The sequence below is a fragment of the Streptomyces klenkii genome, from assembly GCF_003626645.1.
GTDB lineage: Bacteria > Actinomycetota > Actinomycetes > Streptomycetales > Streptomycetaceae > Streptomyces > Streptomyces klenkii.
Window position 1 is genome coordinate 20,594 of the sequence record NZ_RBAM01000006.1, and the last position, 19,719, is coordinate 40,312.

Annotated in this window: 18 protein-coding genes and 1 pseudogene; 10 read left to right on the forward strand and 9 right to left on the reverse strand. The window is 71.6% G+C overall.

The genetic code is table 11. The annotated features are described in order from the left end of the window. Positions 1-411: 411 nt before the first annotated feature. A pseudogene (locus D7231_RS15680) lies at positions 412-1,764 on the forward strand (MFS transporter); the annotation flags it as partial. Here the strand turns inward: D7231_RS15680 and D7231_RS15685 are convergent. The 3 genes from D7231_RS15685 to D7231_RS36510 all read right to left on the reverse strand — a co-directional run bounded on the left by D7231_RS15685 (position 1,661) and on the right by D7231_RS36510 (position 6,266). After that, a complete protein-coding gene (locus tag D7231_RS15685) occupies positions 1,661-3,646 on the reverse strand; it encodes a helix-turn-helix domain-containing protein (protein ID WP_120756074.1) in 1,986 nt (661 codons plus the stop codon). The pseudogene D7231_RS15680 and the gene D7231_RS15685 sit on opposite strands and share 104 nt — an antisense overlap. 59 nt (positions 3,647-3,705) lie before the next feature. Then, a complete protein-coding gene (locus D7231_RS15690) occupies positions 3,706-4,548 on the reverse strand; it encodes a 3-hydroxybutyrate dehydrogenase (protein WP_120756075.1) in 843 nt (280 codons plus the stop codon). Positions 4,549-4,682: 134 nt separating this feature from the next. Beyond that, positions 4,683-6,266 carry a pyrrolo-quinoline quinone gene (locus tag D7231_RS36510; protein WP_158673767.1) on the reverse strand — a complete coding sequence of 528 codons (1,584 nt, stop codon included), beginning with the start codon at positions 6,264-6,266 and terminating at the stop codon, positions 4,683-4,685. Between the two features lie 786 nt (positions 6,267-7,052). Between D7231_RS36510 and D7231_RS15705 the strand changes: the two genes are divergently transcribed. Then, the gene (locus D7231_RS15705; protein ID WP_199739377.1) at positions 7,053-7,559 is read left to right on the forward strand and encodes a phenylacetate--CoA ligase family protein; all 507 of its coding nucleotides are present in this window, start codon (positions 7,053-7,055) and stop codon (positions 7,557-7,559) included. Between the two features lie 75 nt (positions 7,560-7,634). Here the strand turns inward: D7231_RS15705 and D7231_RS15710 are convergent, their stop codons facing one another. Both D7231_RS15710 and D7231_RS15715 read right to left on the reverse strand, forming a co-directional pair. Further along, positions 7,635-8,450, reverse strand: a complete 816-nt coding sequence (locus D7231_RS15710) for an alpha/beta fold hydrolase (RefSeq protein ID WP_120756076.1) — start codon at positions 8,448-8,450, stop codon at positions 7,635-7,637. Between the two features lie 86 nt (positions 8,451-8,536). Continuing rightward, positions 8,537-9,325 carry an alpha/beta fold hydrolase gene (locus tag D7231_RS15715; protein WP_120756077.1) on the reverse strand — a complete coding sequence of 263 codons (789 nt, stop codon included), beginning with the start codon at positions 9,323-9,325 and terminating at the stop codon, positions 8,537-8,539. 155 nt (positions 9,326-9,480) lie between these two features. On the opposite strand from D7231_RS15715, the gene D7231_RS15720 reads away from it, so the two are divergent. Next, complete coding sequence (locus D7231_RS15720; RefSeq protein ID WP_120756078.1) at positions 9,481-10,377, forward strand: LysR family transcriptional regulator; 897 nt, start codon at positions 9,481-9,483, stop codon at positions 10,375-10,377. 87 nt (positions 10,378-10,464) lie between these two features. On the opposite strand, the gene D7231_RS15725 is transcribed toward D7231_RS15720, so the two are convergent. Continuing rightward, positions 10,465-11,334, reverse strand: coding sequence for a geranyl diphosphate 2-C-methyltransferase (locus D7231_RS15725; RefSeq protein ID WP_241999773.1), 870 nt, complete (start codon positions 11,332-11,334; stop codon positions 10,465-10,467). A gap of 107 nt (positions 11,335-11,441) precedes the next feature. Continuing rightward, complete coding sequence (locus D7231_RS15730; protein WP_241999740.1) at positions 11,442-12,587, reverse strand: family 2 encapsulin nanocompartment cargo protein terpene cyclase; 1,146 nt, start codon at positions 12,585-12,587, stop codon at positions 11,442-11,444. A gap of 317 nt (positions 12,588-12,904) precedes the next feature. Between D7231_RS15730 and D7231_RS15735 the strand changes: the two genes are divergently transcribed. Next, the gene (locus D7231_RS15735; protein WP_158673768.1) at positions 12,905-13,573 is read left to right on the forward strand and encodes an AfsR/SARP family transcriptional regulator; all 669 of its coding nucleotides are present in this window, start codon (positions 12,905-12,907) and stop codon (positions 13,571-13,573) included. Here D7231_RS15735 and D7231_RS37545 read toward each other — a convergent pair. After that, positions 13,497-14,240: a class I SAM-dependent methyltransferase gene (locus tag D7231_RS37545; RefSeq protein ID WP_241999741.1), complete on the reverse strand. Its 744-nt coding sequence runs from the start codon at positions 14,238-14,240 to the stop codon at positions 13,497-13,499. The two genes, D7231_RS15735 and D7231_RS37545, sit on opposite strands and share 77 nt — an antisense overlap. Between D7231_RS37545 and D7231_RS36185 the strand changes: the two genes are divergently transcribed. From D7231_RS36185 to D7231_RS15765, 6 genes are all read left to right on the forward strand, one after another. Further along, the gene (locus D7231_RS36185) at positions 14,215-15,096 is read left to right on the forward strand and encodes a sensor histidine kinase (RefSeq protein ID WP_241999742.1); all 882 of its coding nucleotides are present in this window, start codon (positions 14,215-14,217) and stop codon (positions 15,094-15,096) included. The two genes, D7231_RS37545 and D7231_RS36185, sit on opposite strands and share 26 nt — an antisense overlap. Then, on the forward strand, positions 15,093-15,743 hold the full coding sequence (locus tag D7231_RS15750) for a response regulator (protein ID WP_120756083.1): 651 nt from the start codon (positions 15,093-15,095) through the stop codon (positions 15,741-15,743). The genes D7231_RS36185 and D7231_RS15750 overlap by 4 nt, the downstream gene beginning before the upstream one ends. Positions 15,744-15,840: 97 nt before the next feature. Beyond that, the gene (locus D7231_RS36515) at positions 15,841-16,017 is read left to right on the forward strand and encodes a hypothetical protein (RefSeq protein WP_158673769.1); all 177 of its coding nucleotides are present in this window, start codon (positions 15,841-15,843) and stop codon (positions 16,015-16,017) included. Between the two features lie 135 nt (positions 16,018-16,152). Further along, on the forward strand, positions 16,153-16,725 hold the full coding sequence (locus D7231_RS15755; protein ID WP_199739378.1) for an ImmA/IrrE family metallo-endopeptidase: 573 nt from the start codon (positions 16,153-16,155) through the stop codon (positions 16,723-16,725). 28 nt (positions 16,726-16,753) lie between these two features. Then, positions 16,754-18,019: an MAB_1171c family putative transporter gene (locus D7231_RS15760; RefSeq protein WP_199739379.1), complete on the forward strand. Its 1,266-nt coding sequence runs from the start codon at positions 16,754-16,756 to the stop codon at positions 18,017-18,019. Further along, positions 18,016-19,011: an aldo/keto reductase gene (locus tag D7231_RS15765; protein ID WP_120756084.1), complete on the forward strand. Its 996-nt coding sequence runs from the start codon at positions 18,016-18,018 to the stop codon at positions 19,009-19,011. The genes D7231_RS15760 and D7231_RS15765 overlap by 4 nt, the downstream gene beginning before the upstream one ends. 72 nt (positions 19,012-19,083) lie before the next feature. On the opposite strand, the gene D7231_RS15770 is transcribed toward D7231_RS15765, so the two are convergent. Then, entirely contained in the window at positions 19,084-19,713 is a 630-nt protein-coding gene (locus D7231_RS15770) for a hypothetical protein (RefSeq protein ID WP_120756391.1), read from the reverse strand. Between the last annotated feature and the right edge of the window lie 6 nt (positions 19,714-19,719).

Below are 19,719 nucleotides of genomic sequence, written 5' to 3' on the forward strand. Positions count from 1 at the left end.
GTCATGCCCGAGCCGGCCCTTCCGGCAGTGACGGGGCAAACGTCGGTGCCGTTGCCTTCGGTCGTCTGAGGTGATGCGACGACCTCCAGCGCATCGGGCCGAGCGATCGTCTGGCCCAACGCAGCAGTCCGATCCATGACCGAATGCCGCAGTTCAACGCTGCGTAGTCAGCACCAAGTCAGCACGGGAGTCAGCACCCGGGTGCCATATCAACCCAATCACGACATTACTCTGCACCGAATTCCTAAATCGAGTTGAGCTATTCGCAGGGCCCGTAGCGCCCTCTCATGGGCTCTGCCCTCACCCCCCGCCGCCGAAGTATGGTCCCTCGCCACATAGGCCCCTGACCTGCCGCTTCCTACGGTGTGGCGACGCAATGACGCGCCCCTCCCCCACACGGAAGTGATGACCATGACCAACCCTCCCCCACCCACTCCAACTCCCAACTCACTCCCCAGAATCGTCGTCGCGAGCCTCATCGGGACCACTATCGAGTGGTACGACTTCTTCCTCTACGGTTCTGCCGCTGCGCTCGTCTTCAACAAGCTCTTCTTTCCCGGGTCCGATCCGCTCGTCGGGACGTTGCTGTCCTTTCTCACCTACGCCGTCGGCTTCGTCGCGCGGCCCGTTGGAGCGCTGGTTTTCGGGCATTTCGGGGATCGGGTCGGGCGGAAGCGGTTGCTTGTGGTGAGTCTGGTGATGATGGGGGGTGCTACATGCGCCATCGGGGTGTTGCCTACGCATGCCGCCGTCGGGTCGCTGGCGCCCGTGTTGCTGACTCTGCTCCGGCTTGTGCAGGGGTTTGCCTTGGGCGGGGAGTGGGGCGGGGCCGTGTTGCTGGTGTCCGAGCACGGGGATGCGCGGCGGCGGGGGTTCTGGGCCTCCTGGCCGCAGACCGGGGCTCCGGCCGGGCAGTTGCTGGCTACCGGGGTGTTGTCCGCGCTGACTGCGCTGACGTCCGAGGCCGCGTTTCTGTCGTGGGGGTGGCGGGTGCCGTTCCTGTTGTCGGGGCTGCTGGTGATGGTGGGGTTGTGGATCCGGCTGTCCGTCGACGAGTCGCCGGTTTTCAAGGCCGCCCTCGCGCGGGTCTCGGCGGGTGAACCGGAGAAGCCGCCGCTCGTCGCCGTCCTGCGCGACCACTGGCGCGATGTGCTGATAGCCATGGGTGCCCGTATGGCGGAGAACATCAGTTACTACGTCATCACCGCGTTCGTCCTCGTCTACGCCACCGCGCAGACGCACTTGCCCAAGCAGACCGCGCTCGACGCCGTGCTCATCGGCTCCGCCGTGCACTTCGCGGTCATCCCCGCCTGGGGTGCCCTCTCGGACCGGATCGGGCGGCGGCCCGTCTATCTGATGGGGGCCGCGGGCGTGGGGATCTGGGCGTTTCCGTTCTTCGCGCTCGCGGACTCCGGGAGCTTCGGGGGGCTCGTGACCGCCGTGACGGTGGGGCTGGTCTTCCACGGCGGGATGTACGCGCCCCAAGCCGCCTTCTTCTCCGAGATGTTCGCGACCCGGATGCGGTACTCGGGCGCCTCGATCGGCGCGCAGTTCGCGTCCGTGGCCGCCGGGGCGCCGGCCCCGCTGATCGCGACCGCGCTGCTCGCGGAGTACGGCAGCGGCACGCCCGTCGCCCTGTACGTGATCGCCGCCGTTGTGATCACGCTGGTCGCGGTCGGTCTCGCGCAGGAGACGCGCCACCGGGACCTCGCCGGTCCGCCGGCGGCGCCGCGAGACGGTGCAGCCGGAGCGCCAGCTGGATCTCCAGGGCCCGGGCGGGCGTCTGCCAGTCGGGGCCGAGCAGGCGGCCGACGCGGTCCAGGCGCTGGGCGACGGTGTTGACGTGCACGTGGAGGGCGTCCTTGGTGCGGGCCGGGCTCATGCCCCCGGCGAAGTACGCGTCGAGGGTCGGCACGAGCGCGGTGCCGCGCCGCGTGTCGTACTCAACGACGGGCCCGATGGTGCGGGCGACGAACCGGCCGATGCGGTCCCCGCTCCCGGCCCCGTCGCCCGCCTCGGCGAGCAGCAGCCCCACGAAGCCGAAGTCGTCGGCCGCCGCGCCCTCTCCGTCCCGGCCGAGCACGTGAAGTACGTCGAGACAGCGCATCGCTTCGGCGTACGCGGCGGCCACGGCCCCGGGGTCGGCCGCCGGAGCGCGTACGGGCGCGGAGGCGCCCACCGTGACGCCGGCGGGGACCGCGGCGCCGAGTTGCCGGGCGGCGCGGCGGGCCTCCTCGGACGGGCTGTGCCGCCCGTCGTGCGGGAGCAGGAGCACCGTGCCGCCGTCCCTGGCGGCGGCCAGGCCGTGCCGGGTCGCCGCGAGGTGGGACGCCGCTGACCACAGTCGTTGCCGGTGGTCGGCGGGCGGCGGCCCCTCCACGGGACCCGGTACGCAGCCCTGCGCCGCGCCCTCCGCCACTCTCGCCGCCAGCACCACGTGCGGTGTGTCGAGGTCCGCCCGCAGGCGTGCCGCTCGTTCCCTCAGGAGGCGCGGGTCGCGACCGGGCGCGTCGAGGAGGTCGTCGAGGAGTTCGCCCCGTACGCGCTGCTCGGCCTCGCCCGCCTGACGGCCGGCGAGTTGCAGCAGTGAGGTGACCATGGCCGCCCGTTCGAGGGTGCGCTGGTCGACGGGGTCGAGGGCGGGGTGCCCGGACAGGGCGAGGGCTCCGAGGAGTTCGCCGCCCGCGGAGACGGCGGCGTACCAGCCGTCCCCGTGGCGTACGGCGCGGGAGCTGTCCACGGCGGCCGCGGGGCACTCACCCGCCTCCAGGAAGGTGACCTGCCCGCCGAGGCTCTCCGCGACGGCCGCGGCGACGTCGTGCACGTCGCCGCCGCGCAGTACGAGAGCGGTGAGGCGGTCGTGGACGTCGGAGGCGCGCTCGATGACGGCGCTGCGGTCGCGGATGATCTCGTTGGCGGCCTCCAGCCCGGCGAGGGCGGAGCGGGTCTCGGCCAGCAGGTTCGCCGTGTCGATGGCGACGGCGGCGTGTGCGGCGAACGAGGCGAGGAGCGCCGTCTGCCCGCGTTCGAAGGCACGGGCGCGGCGGTCCGCCGCGAAGAGGACTCCGATGACACGGCTGCCGAGCCGGAGCGGCACGCCCAGGATCGCGACCAGGCCCTCGTCGCGGACTCCCGAGTCGATGGTCCGGGTGTGCTGGAAACGGGGGTCGTCGAAGTAGTCGTCAGTGACGTAGGGGCGGGCGGTCTGCGCGACGAGCCCGCCCAGCCCCTCCCCCATGCCGAGCCGCAGCTGCTGGAATCGGGCCGAGACCGAGCCGTCGGTGACGCGCATGTACGTGTCGCCGGCGGCCGGGTCGTGGAGGGTGAGGTACGCGACGTCCGTGCCGAGCAGGGAGCGGGCCCGCTGCACGATGGCCTGGAGCACCGCGTCGAGGTCGCGCAGGCCGGCCAGGTCGTGGGCGGTCGCGAAGAGGGCCGACAGCTCGGCCTCGCGCCGTCGCCGGTCCTCCAGTTCGGCCTGTACGCGCAGGGCCAGGTGCTTGGCACGATCGAGGGCGGCGAGATGGTCCGGCGGTGCGCCGTCGGCGCGGGCTCGCAGCACCGGACGCTCGTACTCCGCGGCGGGGGCGCCGCGGGCGAGCAGCGCGAGGTACGGGGTCTCGGTCTCGGCGTGATCGTCGGACATGCGCACAGACATACCGCCGTGGCCCAGCGGCGCGCCAGCGGCCGGTGAGCGCTGCTCGCTCAGTGGGCCGTCCATCCGCCGTCCATGGTCAGGGTGCTGCCAGTGATGAAGGAGGCGTGCGGTCCGCACAGGTAGACGACGGCTTCGGCGACCTCGCCGGGTTCGATGAGGCGCTTGACGGCCGAGTCCGCCAGGAGGATCCCGGTGAGGACGCTCTCGGCGGGGATGCCGTGGAGGGCGGCCTGGTCGGCGAGCTGCTTCTCGACGAGGGGCGTGCGCACGTAGCCCGGGCTCACACAGTTGGAGGTGACCCCATGGGGCGCCCCTTCGAGGGCGGTGACCTTCGACAGCCCTTCGAGGCCGTGCTTCGCGGCGACGTAGGCGGACTTGTACGCGGAGGCCCGCAGCCCGTGTACGGAGGAGATGTTGACGACGCGGCCCCATCCACGCTCGTACATGTGCGGCAGGGCTCCCCTCAGCAGGCGGAAGGGCGCTTCCAGGAGAAGGGTGAGAACGGCGCGGAACTCCTCCGGAGGGAAGTCCTGGATGGGGCGTACGAGTTGGGTGCCGGCGTTGTTGACGAGGATGTCGGTACCGGCAGCCGCCTGCTCGGCGGCGTCGAGGTCGGTGAGGTCGAGGTGTACGGCCTCGACGGCGCCGGGCAGGTGCTCCGCCCGCGCGCGGAGGGCATCCAGCCCGGAGCCGTCACGGTCCACGGCCCGGACCCGGGCCCCGGCGGCGGCCAGCCGCAGGGCACAGGCGGCTCCGATACCGCCTGCGGCACCGGTGACGAGCGCGGTGCGCCCACGCAGGTCGATGGCGGAGTCCGCCGGAGACGGCGGCGGGTCCGGCGGATTGAACGGCGGGTTGAACGGCGGGGTCGAGGAGTGGGGCGCGGTCATGCCCGCACCCTAGGCCGGGTCTCCGGCCGGACCCATGTGGTCAACAGCCACATTGCAGCCCGGTTCCATGGCGCAGGGGGACACCACCCGGCAGCGGAGGCTCTGTGCCGGGCCTGACCTGAGACGCAGCAGGGTCAGGCCCGGGGAAGCAGTCCGTAAGCGTGCAGGGCGCCGGAGAACGTGGCTATGTACACCTTGCCGTCGGCTACGGTCGGTGGGACGAACTTGGCGAACAGGCCTACGTCGTCGCGCGTGGCGTTCATCTTGCTGTTCCACAGCTCGCGGGTGAGGTCCGCCGCTTGGTAGCAGCGCAGGATTCCCTCCACCACCGCCTGGTTGGCGTCGTCCCGGTAGGGATGGGAGGCCCACAGCACGGCGGTAGTGGGGTCGGTGTGGTGGGCGGAGAGGGAGAGCATGCCGCCGGGCATGCCCGGGGAGCCGCCGGGGACGCCGGTGGGGTCGGTGGTGGTGCTCGTGGACACCGGGGTCGTGGCGAAGAGCCGGCCGTCGAAGCGGTAGGCGCGCAGGAAGGCGTTCTCGGGCCAGACGTAGGCCCGGGGGCCGCCGGGGAAATCCCCGTACACCGGTCCGCCGTGGATGTGGTGGCGGTTGCCGTCGGGGGTCACGACGTAGAAGCTCTGCGGGATCTGGGAGTCGGATCCGGCGTGGAAGTGACCCATGCGGCCGGTGTCCAGCAGGTAGAACTTGCCCTCCTTGCCGCCGCCCAGCAGCAGTGACGTGCCGGGCAGGAGCAGGGGGCCGGCCGAGCCGAGGTCTGCGTCCTGGGCGTCGAGGGTGGCGTTGTTGTACGGCGAGAACCAGTCGGCGAGGGCGAGGTCCGGGGTGAGTTTGACGACGCTGTCGCCCAGTTCGCTGCCGTCGGCGGCGAATCCGCCGTTGCCGGTCATGAAGTACAGACAGCCGTCGGCGTCGACCGCGAGGCCCTGCCCCGCCTGCCAGATCCCGCCCATGCGCGTACCCGGCGTCGTCACGTAGGCGCCCGTGAGGGCGAGGGTCGCGGCGTCGTGGGCGAGGACCCAGCCGTGGTAAGGGCGGCGGTCGCCGTAGGAGGCGAAGGCGATGTACACCCGGCCGTTCGCCAGGGTCAGCGCGGTCCGCTGGATGTGGCGCCGGCTGACGAACGCGATCCGGCCGCCGCTGCTGCCCTCGCCGGTACCGGGTACCTCGGCGGCGATGCGAACCGGGCCGCCGAGGGACTCCCGGCCCGTGGCGAGGTCGAGGGCGTGCAGAGTGTGGTGGTAGCCGTCGGCGTCCTTCGTGAGAGCCACGGCGTACAGGACTTGCCGCACGGTGTCGATGACGGGGGTGCTGACGATGCCGACTTCGACCTCGATGTCGCGGTAGCCGGACGGGCCGATCTGCGGGTCGGGCAGCGGGACCGACGGTCCGAGGGAGGCCCGCCACAGCGGGGCGCCTGCGGTGGGGTCGTGCGCGTCGAAGGCGTAGACGGTGTTGTGCATCGTCGCCGCGTAGACGACGTCGCGCTGGCCCTCGCCGGGCACGTCGACGCCGGGGACAACGAGGGGCTGGGCGTAGATCTGGCCGTCGACGGCGCGGGTGAACAGCTTGCCGAAGGTCGTGGGGCCGACGGTGAGGGGGGTGAGTGTGTGCTCGTGGAGGTTGGCGCCGGTTCGGCGGTTGTCGTTGTGCTGCGTGGTCACCGGCGCGGGGCCGGCTCCGTCGGCAGTCGCCGGCATCCGTGGCGGCCTCCCCCCGTATACGTTCCGCATACGTCCTGAATGCGTCCTGAATGCGTCCCGCTATACGTCTACTACGTCCATACGGGCCTTCCCTGTCCAGGGTTGGCGAAGGACTGCCGAGCCTCAATCACCGGAACGGGTGACGCGGAAGCGGGGGCGGCCGGGCTCACGCCCCGCACGCCCGTACGGTCTCCGCCAACGGCCGTGCGGTGCACGCCATTCCCCGTTCCGGGGATGGCCGGGTGCGCTCATTCCGGCTCACCATCGGGGCGACAGCGCGTGGGTGGCGCGGCGCGCCCGCACCGTGCGCCCAGCGCCCCCATCCGGAAGGAGGAACGGATGACGTTCGCACGCAAGGCGGCGCTCCTGACTGCAGCAACGGCACTATCGGTGGCGACCGCGGCCGGAACGGCCGCCGCGAGCACCACTTCCACACCCGTCGGCACGGGGTCTCTCCGTACGGTGGCCCTGGCCCCCGATACCCCTGTCCCCATCCCGCCCTTCGCGCGGCCCGAGGGACCCGGCCCCATTCCGCCGTTCGCGGCGGACGACACGCCTGGACCGATCCCGCCCTTCGCACCGGCGACAGTCCCTGACGGCCCGAGCCCGTGGCCGCCCTTCGCGCCGGCTTCCGGGAACTGACCTCACCCGGCTCCGGCGAACGGAGCCGGGGCGCGCGCCGGCCGACGTGTCACCGGCCGGGGTGTCACCAGCCGGGGGGGCACCGGCATCTACCTCAGCCACGGCTGCGCGGAAGGCTGGTACCACGTCAACAGCGACTGGGTGGCGCTGGAGCCGGTCGACGCCGGCCACCGCCCCACCCCTCCCGGCGAGTTCTCCCATACCGTTCTGATCAGCAACCTCGCCAACCGCGTGCAGCCGTTCCTGCGCTATGACCTCGGCGACAGCGTCCTGCTCCGGCCCGACCCGTGTCCCTGCGGCAACCCGCTCCCGGCGATCCGCGTGCGGGGCCGCGCCGGTGACGTCCTCACCTTCCCCACCAGCAGCGGCGGCCACGTCAGCCTCTCCCCTCTGGCCTTCGGCACCCTCTTCGACCACACCCCCGGCATCGAGCTGTTCCAGATCGAGCAGACCGCCCCGGCGGCCCTGCGCGTACGGATCCTCCCGGCTGCCGGCGCCGACCCGGACCGGGCGTGGCGGACCGTCCTCCAGGAGCTGACCCGCCTGCTCGCCGGCAACGGCCTCGGCCACGGCATCGTTCAACGGGCCGAGGAACCACCCCGGCAGACGCCCGGCGGCAAGTACAGGACGGTCATCCCACTCGCCTGACACCCACCGGATCCGCCCGCCCCCTGCCTACGCCCGCCCCTGCCTACGCCGGCCCCCACCTACGCCCGCACGCGGTCAGGCGACCCGGGCGAGGTGTTCCGCGACCTTGGCGGTGAGGAGCTCCGGGTTCTCACCCGGGAGGCCGTGACCGCCCGGCACGCGCAGCAGCCGGGCGTGGGGTATCCCGTCGGCCAGTTCGAGCTGGTGGTGCGGGAAGACGATGCGGTCGTCGGCGCTGGAGATGATCAGGGTCGGGGCCGTGACGTCCGGGAGCAGGCCGGTGAGGTCGATGGTCGCGTTGGCTTCGGACAGCCGGGCGAAGCCGTCCTGGGCCCTGTCCCCTTCCAGCAAGCCGGTGAACGCGGCGGCCGCCTGGTCGAAAGCGGTCCGGTCCCAGGAACGGAGGGTGTCCTTGCCCATGGCCGTGAGCAGGAGCATCCGCGCCATCGCGGCCGGGTCGGTGCGGACCAGTTCCTTCCACAGCTCGAACTGGAACGCCATCTGCGCGTCGGCCCGGACCCATCCGGCGTGAAGCGTCAGGGAGTCGACCAGGTCGGGGTGCAGTCCTGCGGTGGCCGTGGCCACGACGGCGCCGAGGGAGTGCCCGGCGAGGTGGAAGCGTTCGAGGCCGGCGTCCCGGGCCGCCGCCACGACGTGGGCGACCATGTCGTGAAGGGTGATCGGCCCGCCGGGGTCGCGGGTTTCGCCCGCGCCGGGCAGGTCCGGGGCCACGATGGTGTACCGGTCGCTGAGGGCCTCGATGAGCGGTCCCCAGTTGACCTGGCCGGTGGCGCCGGTGCCGTGCACCAGGACCAGGCCGGGGCCGCTTCCGGTGACGAGGTAGTGGGCCTTGCTGATTCCGCCGGAGACGGCAACGTCGACTACGGGCATGGTGGTTCTTCCTCCGGAGATCGCTGGTTCTGGCCAAGACCTGGTCCTGGCCAGAACCCGTTGAAGTGGGTTCGGGGAGTGGTTGTTCAGGCGGCCGAGGCAGGGGCCGTCAGCCTCAGCGCCGCCCGGAGCGCCTCGTTGAAGCGCTCGGCCTGGTCCTGCTGGGACATGTGGCCGGCGCCTTCGATGACGGTCAGCCGGGCGCCGGGGATCAGGCCTGCGCACTCGCGCGGAACCGACAGCGGGACCTCGGTGTCGAGCTCGCCGTGCAGGAAGTGGGTGGGGACCCGTACGCGGCCGAGCCGGGGCCGGGGGTCGTAGTCCGCCTGGTCGACGACGAGCTGGTCGATGAGGAACGTGGCGTCCAGCAGTTGCCGGACCGTCCAGTCGATCATGGCGGCGCTCGCCCCCGGGCGGTACCAGTGCGGCACGAAGTCCGCTAGGGTGCCCGCCCTGTCGGCGCGCAGGTCCGCCAGCAGCTTGTCCATGGCTTCCCGCATCCCGGAGAAGTGGTGGATGCCGGCGTCCACGGGGACGATCGCGCCGATGCGGTCCGGGGCGGCGAGCGCGGCCTCGATGGTGAACGCCCCCGCGATCGACGATCCGATCAGCACCGGCCGGTCGAGCTCCAGGACGTCGAGGAATCCGAGGATGTCGCGGGTGATGCCGTCAATGCTGTAGCCGGTGACGGGCCGGTCCGACCGGCCGCAGCCCCGCCAGTCGAGGGTGATCACGCGGTGGTCGGTCATCAGGTCGGCGGCCTGGGCGTCCCACACGCGGCCGCTGGTGCCCCAGCCGTGCAGGAACACCAAAGGCCGGCCGGAGCCGAGGTCCTGGTAGTGGAGCGTGGTGCCGTTGACGGTCGCGTAGGCCATCGTCCTGTCCCTTCTACGGGTCTTCTGCGCGCCGGTGGGAGCCCGCGCCACGCTGTTGTGACGTGGCCCATTCCAATGGACAAGGCGGTGACGGCCAAGAAGCGATCCGCTCCTAGACTGATCATGAAGCGTGATGAATAAGAGGGGGAAGCGGCGTGGAGCTGCGTCAGGTGCGCTACTTCGTTGCGGTGGCCGAGGAACTGCACTTCGGGCGTGCCGCCGAGCGGCTGCACATCGTGCAGCCGACCGTCAGCCAGCAGATCCGGCGGCTCGAGCGCGAGCTCGGCCTCAAGCTGTTCGACCGCACGACCCGTACCGTGACGCTGACCGCCGCGGGGCGGGCCTTTCTGGCGCACGCCCACGCCGTCCTGGAGGCCGAGCGCTCGGCGCTCGAAGCCATGGCCGCGCTGCATGCCGAGCAGGAGTCGACGCTGCGGGTCGGCACCACCACGGGGCTCGGCCTCCGTCTGGACGCGGTGCTGACCGCGCTGACCGAGCGGGCTCCGCAGCTGATGGTCGAGCTGGTCAGCGCGCCCCGCGCGGCCCGGCTCCAGCAGGTCCGCGACGGCGAACTGGACGCCGCTTTCGTCCGGGGTGCGGACGCGCACAGCCCGGGCCTGGAGTTTCTTCCCCTCTGGCGCGACGCCCTCGTCGCCGCCCTGCCGGCCGCCCATCCGCTGGCCGCACAGCCGTACGTCGCCCTCTCCGACCTGGCCGGCTTCCCCCTGCGGATCACGCCCCGCGACACCAACCCGTACCTGGTCGACACGGTCACGGGCGCCTGCCGCGCCGCGGGCTTCGAGCCGGTCATGGGCGCGGCGTTCACCACCGACCAGGACACCCTGGCCGCGATCGCCTCCGGCAGGCCGAGCTGGACGGTGTATTACGCGGCGCAGGCCCGCGTCCAGCCGGCTCCCCGCATCGCCTTCCGCCCGTTCGCCGCCCCTGCCCCCGCCGTCCGCACGTACCTGGTGGTCCGCCCCCACTCCCCTTCCCACCGGCTGGCCGCTCTCCTGGACGCCTGCAACAGTCTGGGAGAAGACGAGGGCTGAGCACCACAGGCAAAACCTCTTGGTCCCCGGCAGCGAGCCGCCGGGGACCAAGAGGACTAACAGAACCAACAGGACCAGCAGGTGCCGTCAGACCCGGTCGGCCGCGATGAGCAGGTACTGGAAGCTGCCGTCCTTGTACGCGGTCAGGAAGGCCTTCTCGATGCCCGTGGCCAGGGGCGACTGGGCGCGCAGCTCCCAGTACGGGATCGTGGCCTCGGTCAGGTCCACCACGGCGGCCGGGACGAGGCGGTTCTTCGCCATCTCCTTGAAGTAGCTGCTGCGCGGGTGGATGTCGCAGATGTAGTGGGCATTGATCTCGCTGACGGCCCGGGAGGGCAGACCGTAGCTGTCGTTGTAGCAGCCGGTGATGGTCACGTACCGGCCGCCGTGCCGCAGCATCCGCGCGTACTCCGGGAACAGCTGGGACAGGTCGACGTACATGGTGCTCTCGTTGTTCCAGATGGCCCGGAAGCGGCCCGTCTCGAAGCCGGTGTCCAGCATGTTCTTGAGGTGGAAGCGCACCTTGCCGGACACGCCGCGCTTCTCGGCCTGCTCATTGGCGAACGCCACCTGGGTCTCGGAGATGGAGATGCCGTCGACGTGGCAGCCGAACCGCTGGTTCGCGACGAGGCTGCTGCCGCCGCGGCCCGAACCGGAGTCCAGCAGGTGGTCGTCGGGCGTGATGGGGCCCAGGTGGCCCAGGAGCAGGTCCGCCTGGGCGCACTCCAGGCGGTGCAGCTCGGCGGTGATCCGCTCGTCGCGGGTCTCCTCCGGCCCTTCCAGGACCGACCAGTCGGCGTCGCCGATGCCGTAGTGGTGGTGGTAGATGCCGTCCACCTCGCCGAGGCGGAGGTTGACCGGGTTCTTCTCGCGGTTCCAGTAATCGGCGACGGACCGCTGGTACGCGCTGGCGAGGACCGCGGCGGGGGTCACCTGAAGGGCGGGGGTCTCCTGAATGGTCACCGTGTCTTCTCTTTTCGTTAGCCGACGAACTGATGGGAACTGATGGGAACTGGCTGGAACTCATGGGCACTTGCAGGGACTCAGGCTCAACTCAACGCAAGTCACTGACCCGCTGTGCCGTGGTAGCGGGGGCTGGTGGCGTGCCACTCCTTGCTGCCGCCCATCCAGGCCCACAGCCCGGTCAGGTAGCGCCGCAGCGCGGGTGAGCCGGCCGCGCTCAGGACGGCGCACTCGGCCTCCACCGTGTGCATCAGCTCGTCGTGGATGCAGGCCGCGCGGTTCACGGCCTCCTGGAGCGAGCAGTTGTCCTCGGCGGCGATGAGGTTGGGCAGGTTGGTGTCGGTGGGGTCTTCCTTGGTCATCGAGTACAGGTCGTTGAGCAGCACGTTGGCCGTACCGGCGTAGAGGTACGTGCGGCGCACGCGCGCGTCGGCGAACTCCGCGGCGGGGAGTTCGTAGCCGCCGACCGGGTCGATCAGGACCATGCACGGGTAGAAGGCGTTCTCGTAGCGGTGCAGCATGTACTCCCACACGGCGGGGGTCCGCCCGGAGCTGCGCCACTCCGCCTCCTGGTTGTAGCCCACGAACATCACGGCGAGTTCGTGGCGCAGCCGTGCGACCTGGGTGGGGCTCGCGATCTGCGCCAGGTGGTCGAGGCAGGAGCGGAAGGAGCGCAGCACCGGCTCCTTCCGGACCACGTTCTCGAACTCCGCCTGGTAGCGGGCCGGGAGGCGGACGGGGTCGACCACGGCGTGGGCGAAGGCCAGGCGCGAGCCGATCAGCTCGGGGTTGGTGTCCTCCCCCTCGTCGACCCAGTGGTCGTCGACGGCCCACTCGGCGAGCCCGCACCGGGCGGCGGTGAGGATGCGCTCGGGGTCGTCGGTGTCGGGGTGGGCGAGCATGAACAGCCGCCCGAAGTTGTGGGACCGCAGCCGTTCGAGGCGGCCCTGGAAGATGCCGATCTCCTCGGCCCATTCGACGAGCCGGTTGTTGACCTCTTCGCCGAGGGCGGGGTCGTCCCGCTCGGCGTCCGGGCAGTAGAGCGGCGGCACCACGACGGAAGCCCCGTCCGAACCCTCCTCGGAGCCCCCGCCGGCGGGCGGGGCGGCGCCCTCCTCGGCCGGGGGCGCCGCGGGGGCCTCAGCCGGCTCGCGGCCGGCGTCGGCGAGGGCCGTACGAAACAGCCGGACCGCCGACGTGCCCAGCCCCGTGGGCCCGGCGAGGAGGCCGTGCACCGCGTCCGCCACGGCGGACGGCACCCCGCCTGCTGCGAGTTGGCGGGGGCGAGGGGCACTGCGCGCTCCCGCCTGGAGCGGAGAGGCGCCGTCAAGCTGGGGCATCCGGGGGTCCCTTCGCTACGCATGCGGGCATCGCGAACGGCGGTCCGCGATGCCGGAGTTCTCCGGTGCAGCAGACTGACGGGCCGGGAGGCACCTGCACAGCAGAACGGGCACACATTCATCCGTATGTAGCTGTGTATGTTTATCCGGTCGCGTTGTGGTGCAGATACGGCGGAAGCGGTGCGTGCGACCGATGCCCGTGCGATGCGGCTTCGGGAGGGGCGGTGCGGCCGCCTTCCCCGCCGCGCCCTGCACACCCTGCTGACACGGCTGCGCCGGAGCCTGGAAGCGGACGGCACCGGGCTGGGCCGGCGCATCCGCACCGCCCCCGGCAGTGCACCATCGAGGTCGCTCCATGCCGCCTCGACCTCGGGCGCTTCGCGGAACTCACCCGCCTCGCACGCGCCGCCGGCGACTGCGGGGACCCGGCCGGGGAGGCCGATCTGCTGACCGAGGCGCTGGTACTGTGGCACGGACAACCCTTCGCGGACATCGAGTCCGAGTCGCTGCACCGCGAAGTCACCCCCCGGCTGCGCGAGAGCTGGATCACTGCCGGCGAGCGCTACCACGACGTGTGCCTGTCCCTGGGGCGGCACGACCAGATCGTGGGAGAGTTGCGCGCCCTCACGCACAAGTACCCGTTTCACGAACGTCGCTGGATCCAGCTGATGACCGCGCTGCACCGCTGCGGACGCCGGGGCGAAGCGCTCCAGGCCTACGCGGCGATGCGCCGGTCCTTCCGCGACGAACCGGGCGTCGAGCCGGGCGAGGAGGCACGGCAACTGCATCTGGCGATGCTGAGATCGGGCGAGAACATCATTCCGGAGCGGGACGCCGCTCCCGCGAGCGGCCGGGAAGCCCTGCGGGAGAGGGACCAGCAACGCGCCTCCTGACCGTACCGGCGACAGGCGCCCCGGTCCCCTCCCGTGCCGTTGCCCGCCTCGCCCGTACTGCCAGGGCGGCCCGCAGGACCGGGGCGATCAGCACCGCGCACGCGACGGCCGCCGCCGCGATCAGCAGCAGGCCCGCCTCCCCGTGGAGTCGCGGCGGAACCAGCCGGCGCAGGGAGGCCGCGCCCGCATAGCCGGCCCCGGCTTCCGCACATGCCCACACCGCGCCGGCTGCCAGGCTGTACGGGGCCATGCTGCGGTAAGGCAGCCCCGCGGCGCCGGCCGCGCGGTGCCGGGCGGCCGCGGCCCGGGTGCTGACCAGGTTCCGGGCTAACTGGGTGCCGAGATAGCCGAAGTAGGTGAGGTGGCCGCCCGGCACCAGTGCGGCCAGATAGCGCTCAAGGATGGAACGGACCACCTCCGGAGGGAAGTTGGTGAAAGGCAGGCAGGAGACGATGACGTCATAGGTGTGCTCGGTCAGCGGAAGCTCGGTGATCGACTCCGGGATCACGCGGATCTGCCCGGAGAACGGCGCCAGCGCGGCATCCCGGCGCAGCGCCCGGGTCAGCATCCGGACGAAGGCCGGGTTGAGCTCGACGGCTTCCATGCGGTCGCCCGGACCGAGCCGGGCCGCGATGGCCCGCGTGACAGTGCCGGTCCCGGCGCCCACTTCCAGGACCCGGACGGGTCCGCGGCGCCCGAAGGCGGGCAGCGCGTTCACGCACCCGCAGCAGAGCCTGTGGGCGACCCGCTCGTACGGCCCCCTGGCGGTGCTCCTGGTCGCCCTCGCCTTCGGGCTGTGGGCGGACAGCCGCCGCAAGCTGGTCACTTCGCTCGCCGACCAGGTCGACCACTTGCAGGTGGAGCGCGAACTGCGTGCGGAAGCGGCCCGGCTGGAGGAGCGCACCCGGATCGCCGCCGAGATGCACGACGTCCTGGCGCACCGGCTGACGGTCATCGCCCTGCACACCGGCGCCCTCCAGCGGCGCGGCGCAACCCTGCCCGGGCCGGTGGCCGACCGCATCGGCCTGCTGCGCACCGCCTCGACGGACGCCCTGGACGACCTGCGGGACGTCCTGGGAGCGCTGCGCCGCCACGGCTCCGCCGAGCCCGCGGACGCGCGGGAGCCGGGCCTGCGAGCGCTGTCGACGCTGCTCGACGAGGCGCGGGCGGCGGGACAGGAGATCGACGCGGCCGTCGGGGGCGACGCCGGGGCCGTGCCGGCCAGCCACCGCCTCGCCGTCCACCGCCTGGTCCAGAAAGCGCTGACCAACGCCCGCAAGCACGCCGCCGGGGCACGGGTCCGCGTGGAGGTGCGCTACGGCCCGCCGGAGTCGACGGTGGTGGTCCGTAATCCGGACGGCCGGCGGTCGGGGGCGGCGGGTTCGGACTACGGCTTGATCGGGCTGGCCGAGCGGGTCGACGCGCTGGGCGGCTGCCTGGCTTACGGACCCACGGGGGCGGGCGGCTGGGAGGTCACCGCGGGCATCCCGCAGGACTGCCGGCGGAACGAAGGGGCGGCATGATACGCACGATGATCGTCGACGACGCCAGCCTGGTGCGCCTGGCGCTCGTGGACATCCTGGACGACGCGCCGGGCATCCTTGTCGCGGCGCAGGCGGCCGACGGGGCCGAGGCCGTGGCGCGGGCCGGGACACAGCACTTGGACGTCGTCCTGATGGACGTCCGGATGCCCCGCATGGACGGGATCGAGACCACCGCGCGGCTGCTCGCCCTGCCCGATCCGCCCAAGGTCGTGATGCTGACGACCTTCGACCTCGACCAGTACGTGTACGACGCGCTCGCCGCCGGGGCGGTCGGCTTCCTGCTCAAGGACAGCGACCCCGCGGAGATCATCCGGGCCGTGGAGGTCGTCGCGGACGGGCAGGCCATGCTGCATCCCTCCGCCGCGCGGCGACTCATCGAGCACTGTCACCACACCACCCGCGGCAGGACCTCCGCCGCCCGCTCGCGCCTGGACCGGCTGACGCCGCGGGAGACCGACGTGCTGGCCCTCCTCGCCGAAGGCACGTCGAACGCCGAGATCGCCGCGGGGCTCGGCATGCGGGAGAGCACGGTGAAGGCTCACGTCAGCCGCATCCTGGCCGCGCTGGAGGTCGGCAACCGGGTCCAGGCCGCGCTGTACGCCCGCGACGCCGGGCTCACCGGCTGACAGAGCCGCGAAAGCACGGTGAAAGCACCGTGAAAGCGCGTTGAAGGCACGCGGAGAGCGCCTCGACAGCGGCGCGAAGGCGACGTGAATTCCCTGTGTGACCGATCGGCAAGTCCCCCCGTCCAACGTCCGAGCGGTCCGCGGTGCCATCGCCGGGACCCGGCGGCAGTGGCGGGACTTCCAGCAGCAGCTGAAGGCCGTCCACGGCGTGCGCGAGGGATCCCGGATCGCCTGTGCCCTGACCCACGACGCCCCGGTCACGGACTGCACTTGACCGGACCCGTTCCGGCAGGCGCTGCGCAGTGTCCGCGTGAGGGTGCCGATCTATCGACTCGCCGACCGGTTGACGAGTAGATTCTCCGGCGGGTGTCTGACAGGTCTTCTGGGACGAGCGGGTGAAAGAGAGTCAGTGGGAGCACACCATGTCCACGCCGATGGTTCCGGATCCGCGGCCACCCGCCGCCGGTCCGGACGAGCACTGCGGCGGCTCCGCCGAGGCGCCGATGCCCTGCTGACCCGGCTCGAACTACCCGGCCACTGCGACATCGTGACGCTGTGCCAGCACCTGAGCCGCGAGCGGGACCGGCCGCTCCACCTCGCTCCGGTGATCATGGGACCGTCGTACCCGTGCGGGATGTGGGTGGCGCTGGACACGGCCGACATCGTCATCTTCGAGGCCAACACCAGCAGGCTCCACCAGGACCACATCATCGCGCACGAACTCGCGCACATGATCTGCAACCACAGGGGGGCGACCGACCCGGTCGGCACCTCGGGCCTCTTCACGATGGTCCCGCACCTCGACGCCCAGCGGGTCCGCGAGGCACTCGGCCGGACCAGCTATTCGTCGGAGGAGGAGCAGGAAGCCGAGATCATGGCGTCGTTGATCCTGGAGCACGTCACCCGCCCGCCGCTGGAAAGCAGGTGGGACGTCCCCTCGGTGGACGCGGAAACCGTGGCCCGCATAGAAAGGTCGCTGTGATCTCACCACTCCTCGCCGGGGAGGAGCAGTGCTGGGCCTGAAGAGCGTCATCTTCCCCGTCTGCGCCGCCCTTTGCGCCGTCGCCTTCCTGTACAAGCTCCTCGACGTGCGCAGAGGAAGCGGAGGGAACAAAGGCAGAAAGGGCCGGGATCCGGCGCTGTTCGCCCTCCTCGCCGCCTTTCTCTGCAAGGGCGTTTCCTTCGTCCTGTCGACCCCCGCGGTATCGGCCGGCGTCGACGCGTTCTTCGGCGTGCAGAACCTGGGCGCTCTCGGCATCCACCTCATGGGCGGGGCCTCCTCCAGCGCCGCCTTCCTCATCGCGATCGTCCACTGGGTCCACCCGCGGGACGTGGCCCGCGCCAGGACCCGCGTGCTCCTGACCGTCACCGCCCTCTGCGGACTGGTCATGATTGTGCTGTGGTGGGCCGGGGACGACGGGTCCGGCCAGAGGTCGCAGCACTACCTGCTGCAAAACGCGCACCGGCCCGTCACGGCCGCCTATCTGCTGCTGTACGTCACCGCGTTCGGCGCGGGCATGGTCGAGATCATCCGGCTCAGCCTCCGGTACGGCAAGGTGTCCGGGCGCGCGTGGCTCCGCCGCGGCCTGCACTGCACGGCGGTCGGTGCCGCCGCCTACCTCGTCTACTGCCTCAACCGCGCCTGGGCCGTCGTGGCGGTGCAACTGGGCCTGGCCCCGCTGAACTGGGAAGCCGTCACCCCCGTCGCCAACGGCGTCGGCATCGCCTTCCTCGCCGCCGGGCTCACCATGCCGTCCTGGGGCCCGCGCGTCTCCGCGGCCCGGCAGCGCACGGACCACTTCCTCGCCCATCAGAAGCTGCACCGGCTGTGGAGCGACCTCTGCGCCGCCAACCCGAACATCGCGCTGAGTCCTCCGGAGCGTTCACGGCTCGTGCGCTTCGCGCCGTACGACATCAACTACCGGCTGTACCGGCGCGTCATCGAGATCCAGGACGGCATCCTCGCCCTGCGCCCGTACATGCCGGAGGAGCCGGACGGGGTCACCGCCGATACCGAGGCGGCCCTTGTGGCGGCGGCGATCGATGCGAAGATGCGTGAAGTCGAACTGCCCGAGGCGCCACCGACCGTGACGTCGTTCGTTCCCACGAACGTGGATTACGCGGGCGAGGTCTCCCGGCTGATCGGAGTGGCCCGTGCCTATTCCACCCTGGTGAAACAGGGCGGAACAGGCACAGGTACAGGCACAAGCACAGGCACGGGCGGGGCGGCGGCGGAACGGTGGAACATGGGACACGTGAGGGGAAACAGGTCATGAAGAACCGCAGGCTCGGCGGCAGCGGTGCGACCGTATCGGCCATCGGTCTCGGATGCATGGGCATGTCCATCGCCTACGGTCCCGTCGACACGGCAGAGGCGCGGCGCACCCTCGACCGCGCCGCCGAGCTGGGCATCACCTTTCTCGATACGGCGGACGCCTACGGTCGCGGGGCCAACGAGGAACTCCTCGGGAACTGGCTGCAAGGGCGGGCCCGTGAAAGCTTTTTCCTCGCGACCAAATTCGGGCTGCGGCACGATCCGGTCAGCGGGCGGGTCGACAGGGTCGACAATTCGCCGGAGCACACGAAGAAGGCGTGTGACGCGTCGCTCCGCAGGCTGGGCGTCGACCACATCGACCTGTACTACGTCCACCGCCGCACGCCCGACATCCCGGTCGAGGAGACCGTGGGGGCCATGGCGGAGCTCGTCGCCGCCGGCAAGGTGCGCTTCCTCGGGCTGTCGGAAGTGAGCCCGCGGACGCTGCGGGACGCGCACGCCGTGCATCCCGTCAGCGCCGTGCAGATGGAGTACTCGCTCGCCACCCGGGACGTGGTGGAGGGCGACATGCTCGCGACGTGCCGGGAGCTCGGCACGGCCGTCGTCGCGTACTCGCCGCTGGGCCGCGGCATGCTCGCCGGAGCCGTCGCTTCGCGCGACGAGCTCTCCGAAGGCGACAACCGGCGGCGCTGGCCCCGGTTCTCCGAGGAGAACATCGATCGCAACCTCGCGCTCGTGCGCGCCCTCGAAGCCGTGGCCGGGGAGATCGGCTGCACCCCGGCCCAGGCCGCCCTCGGCTGGCTGCTGGCCCAGGGCGACGACATCATCCCGATCCCCGGCACCAAGCGCCTCGCCCGCCTCGAAGAGAACGCCGCGGCCGTGGACCTGGTCATGACGCCGGAACAACTGGCGCGGATCGGCGACGCCGTCCCCGCCGAGGCGGTGGCCGGCGCGCGCTATCCGGAGCAGGCCCTGAGCCGGCTGGGCCACTGACCGCGCAGGCCGGCCCGGGGCCGGTGCCGGTGTCGGTGTCGGCCTGGCGCGGCACCGGCCTGGCGCGGTATCTCAGTAGTACCGCGGTCCGGAGTCGGTGGCCCGCACGGGCTGGGCGAAGCCCGACGGCTTCTCGCCCTTCATGACCACGTCGCAACCGTACTTGGACGGGCTGCCCAGGGGTGCGAGCACGGCCTTGGGGATGTCATTGCACAGGGCGTAGTCGATGCTGCCCTTGTAGTTGCCGTAGAGGAGGCGGGCGACGCCGTCGCGCGTGAGGATCCCCTGGCGCGGGGTCGCCGTGTACTTCACCGTGCTGAAGAGGGACTTTTCGCCGATGCGCACGTCCCACTCCACCTGGAGGCCTTCGAAGGTGGTCTTGCAGGTCGTCTGCGTTCCGTTCTCCGACTGCACGTCCTTGGGGCACTCGGCGGTGATGCTGCCCGCGGCGCCGGCCATGGCCCGGGTCTTGCGGCGCAGCTCGTACTCCAGGTTCTCACTGAACGAGGCGTCGGCGGCCGGGGAGGGCTCCGCCTTCTCGTCGGGCATGGCGGGCGGCTGGTCCAGCCGCTGCGACAGGACGGTGGCGGCCGGCTTCGGCTCGGCGCCGGCGTGGTCCCCGCCGGACTTTCCACCTCCGCATCCGGCGGCCGCCAGGCACACCGCACCGGTTATGAGCACTGACACGATCTTCGATTTCACGGCGGC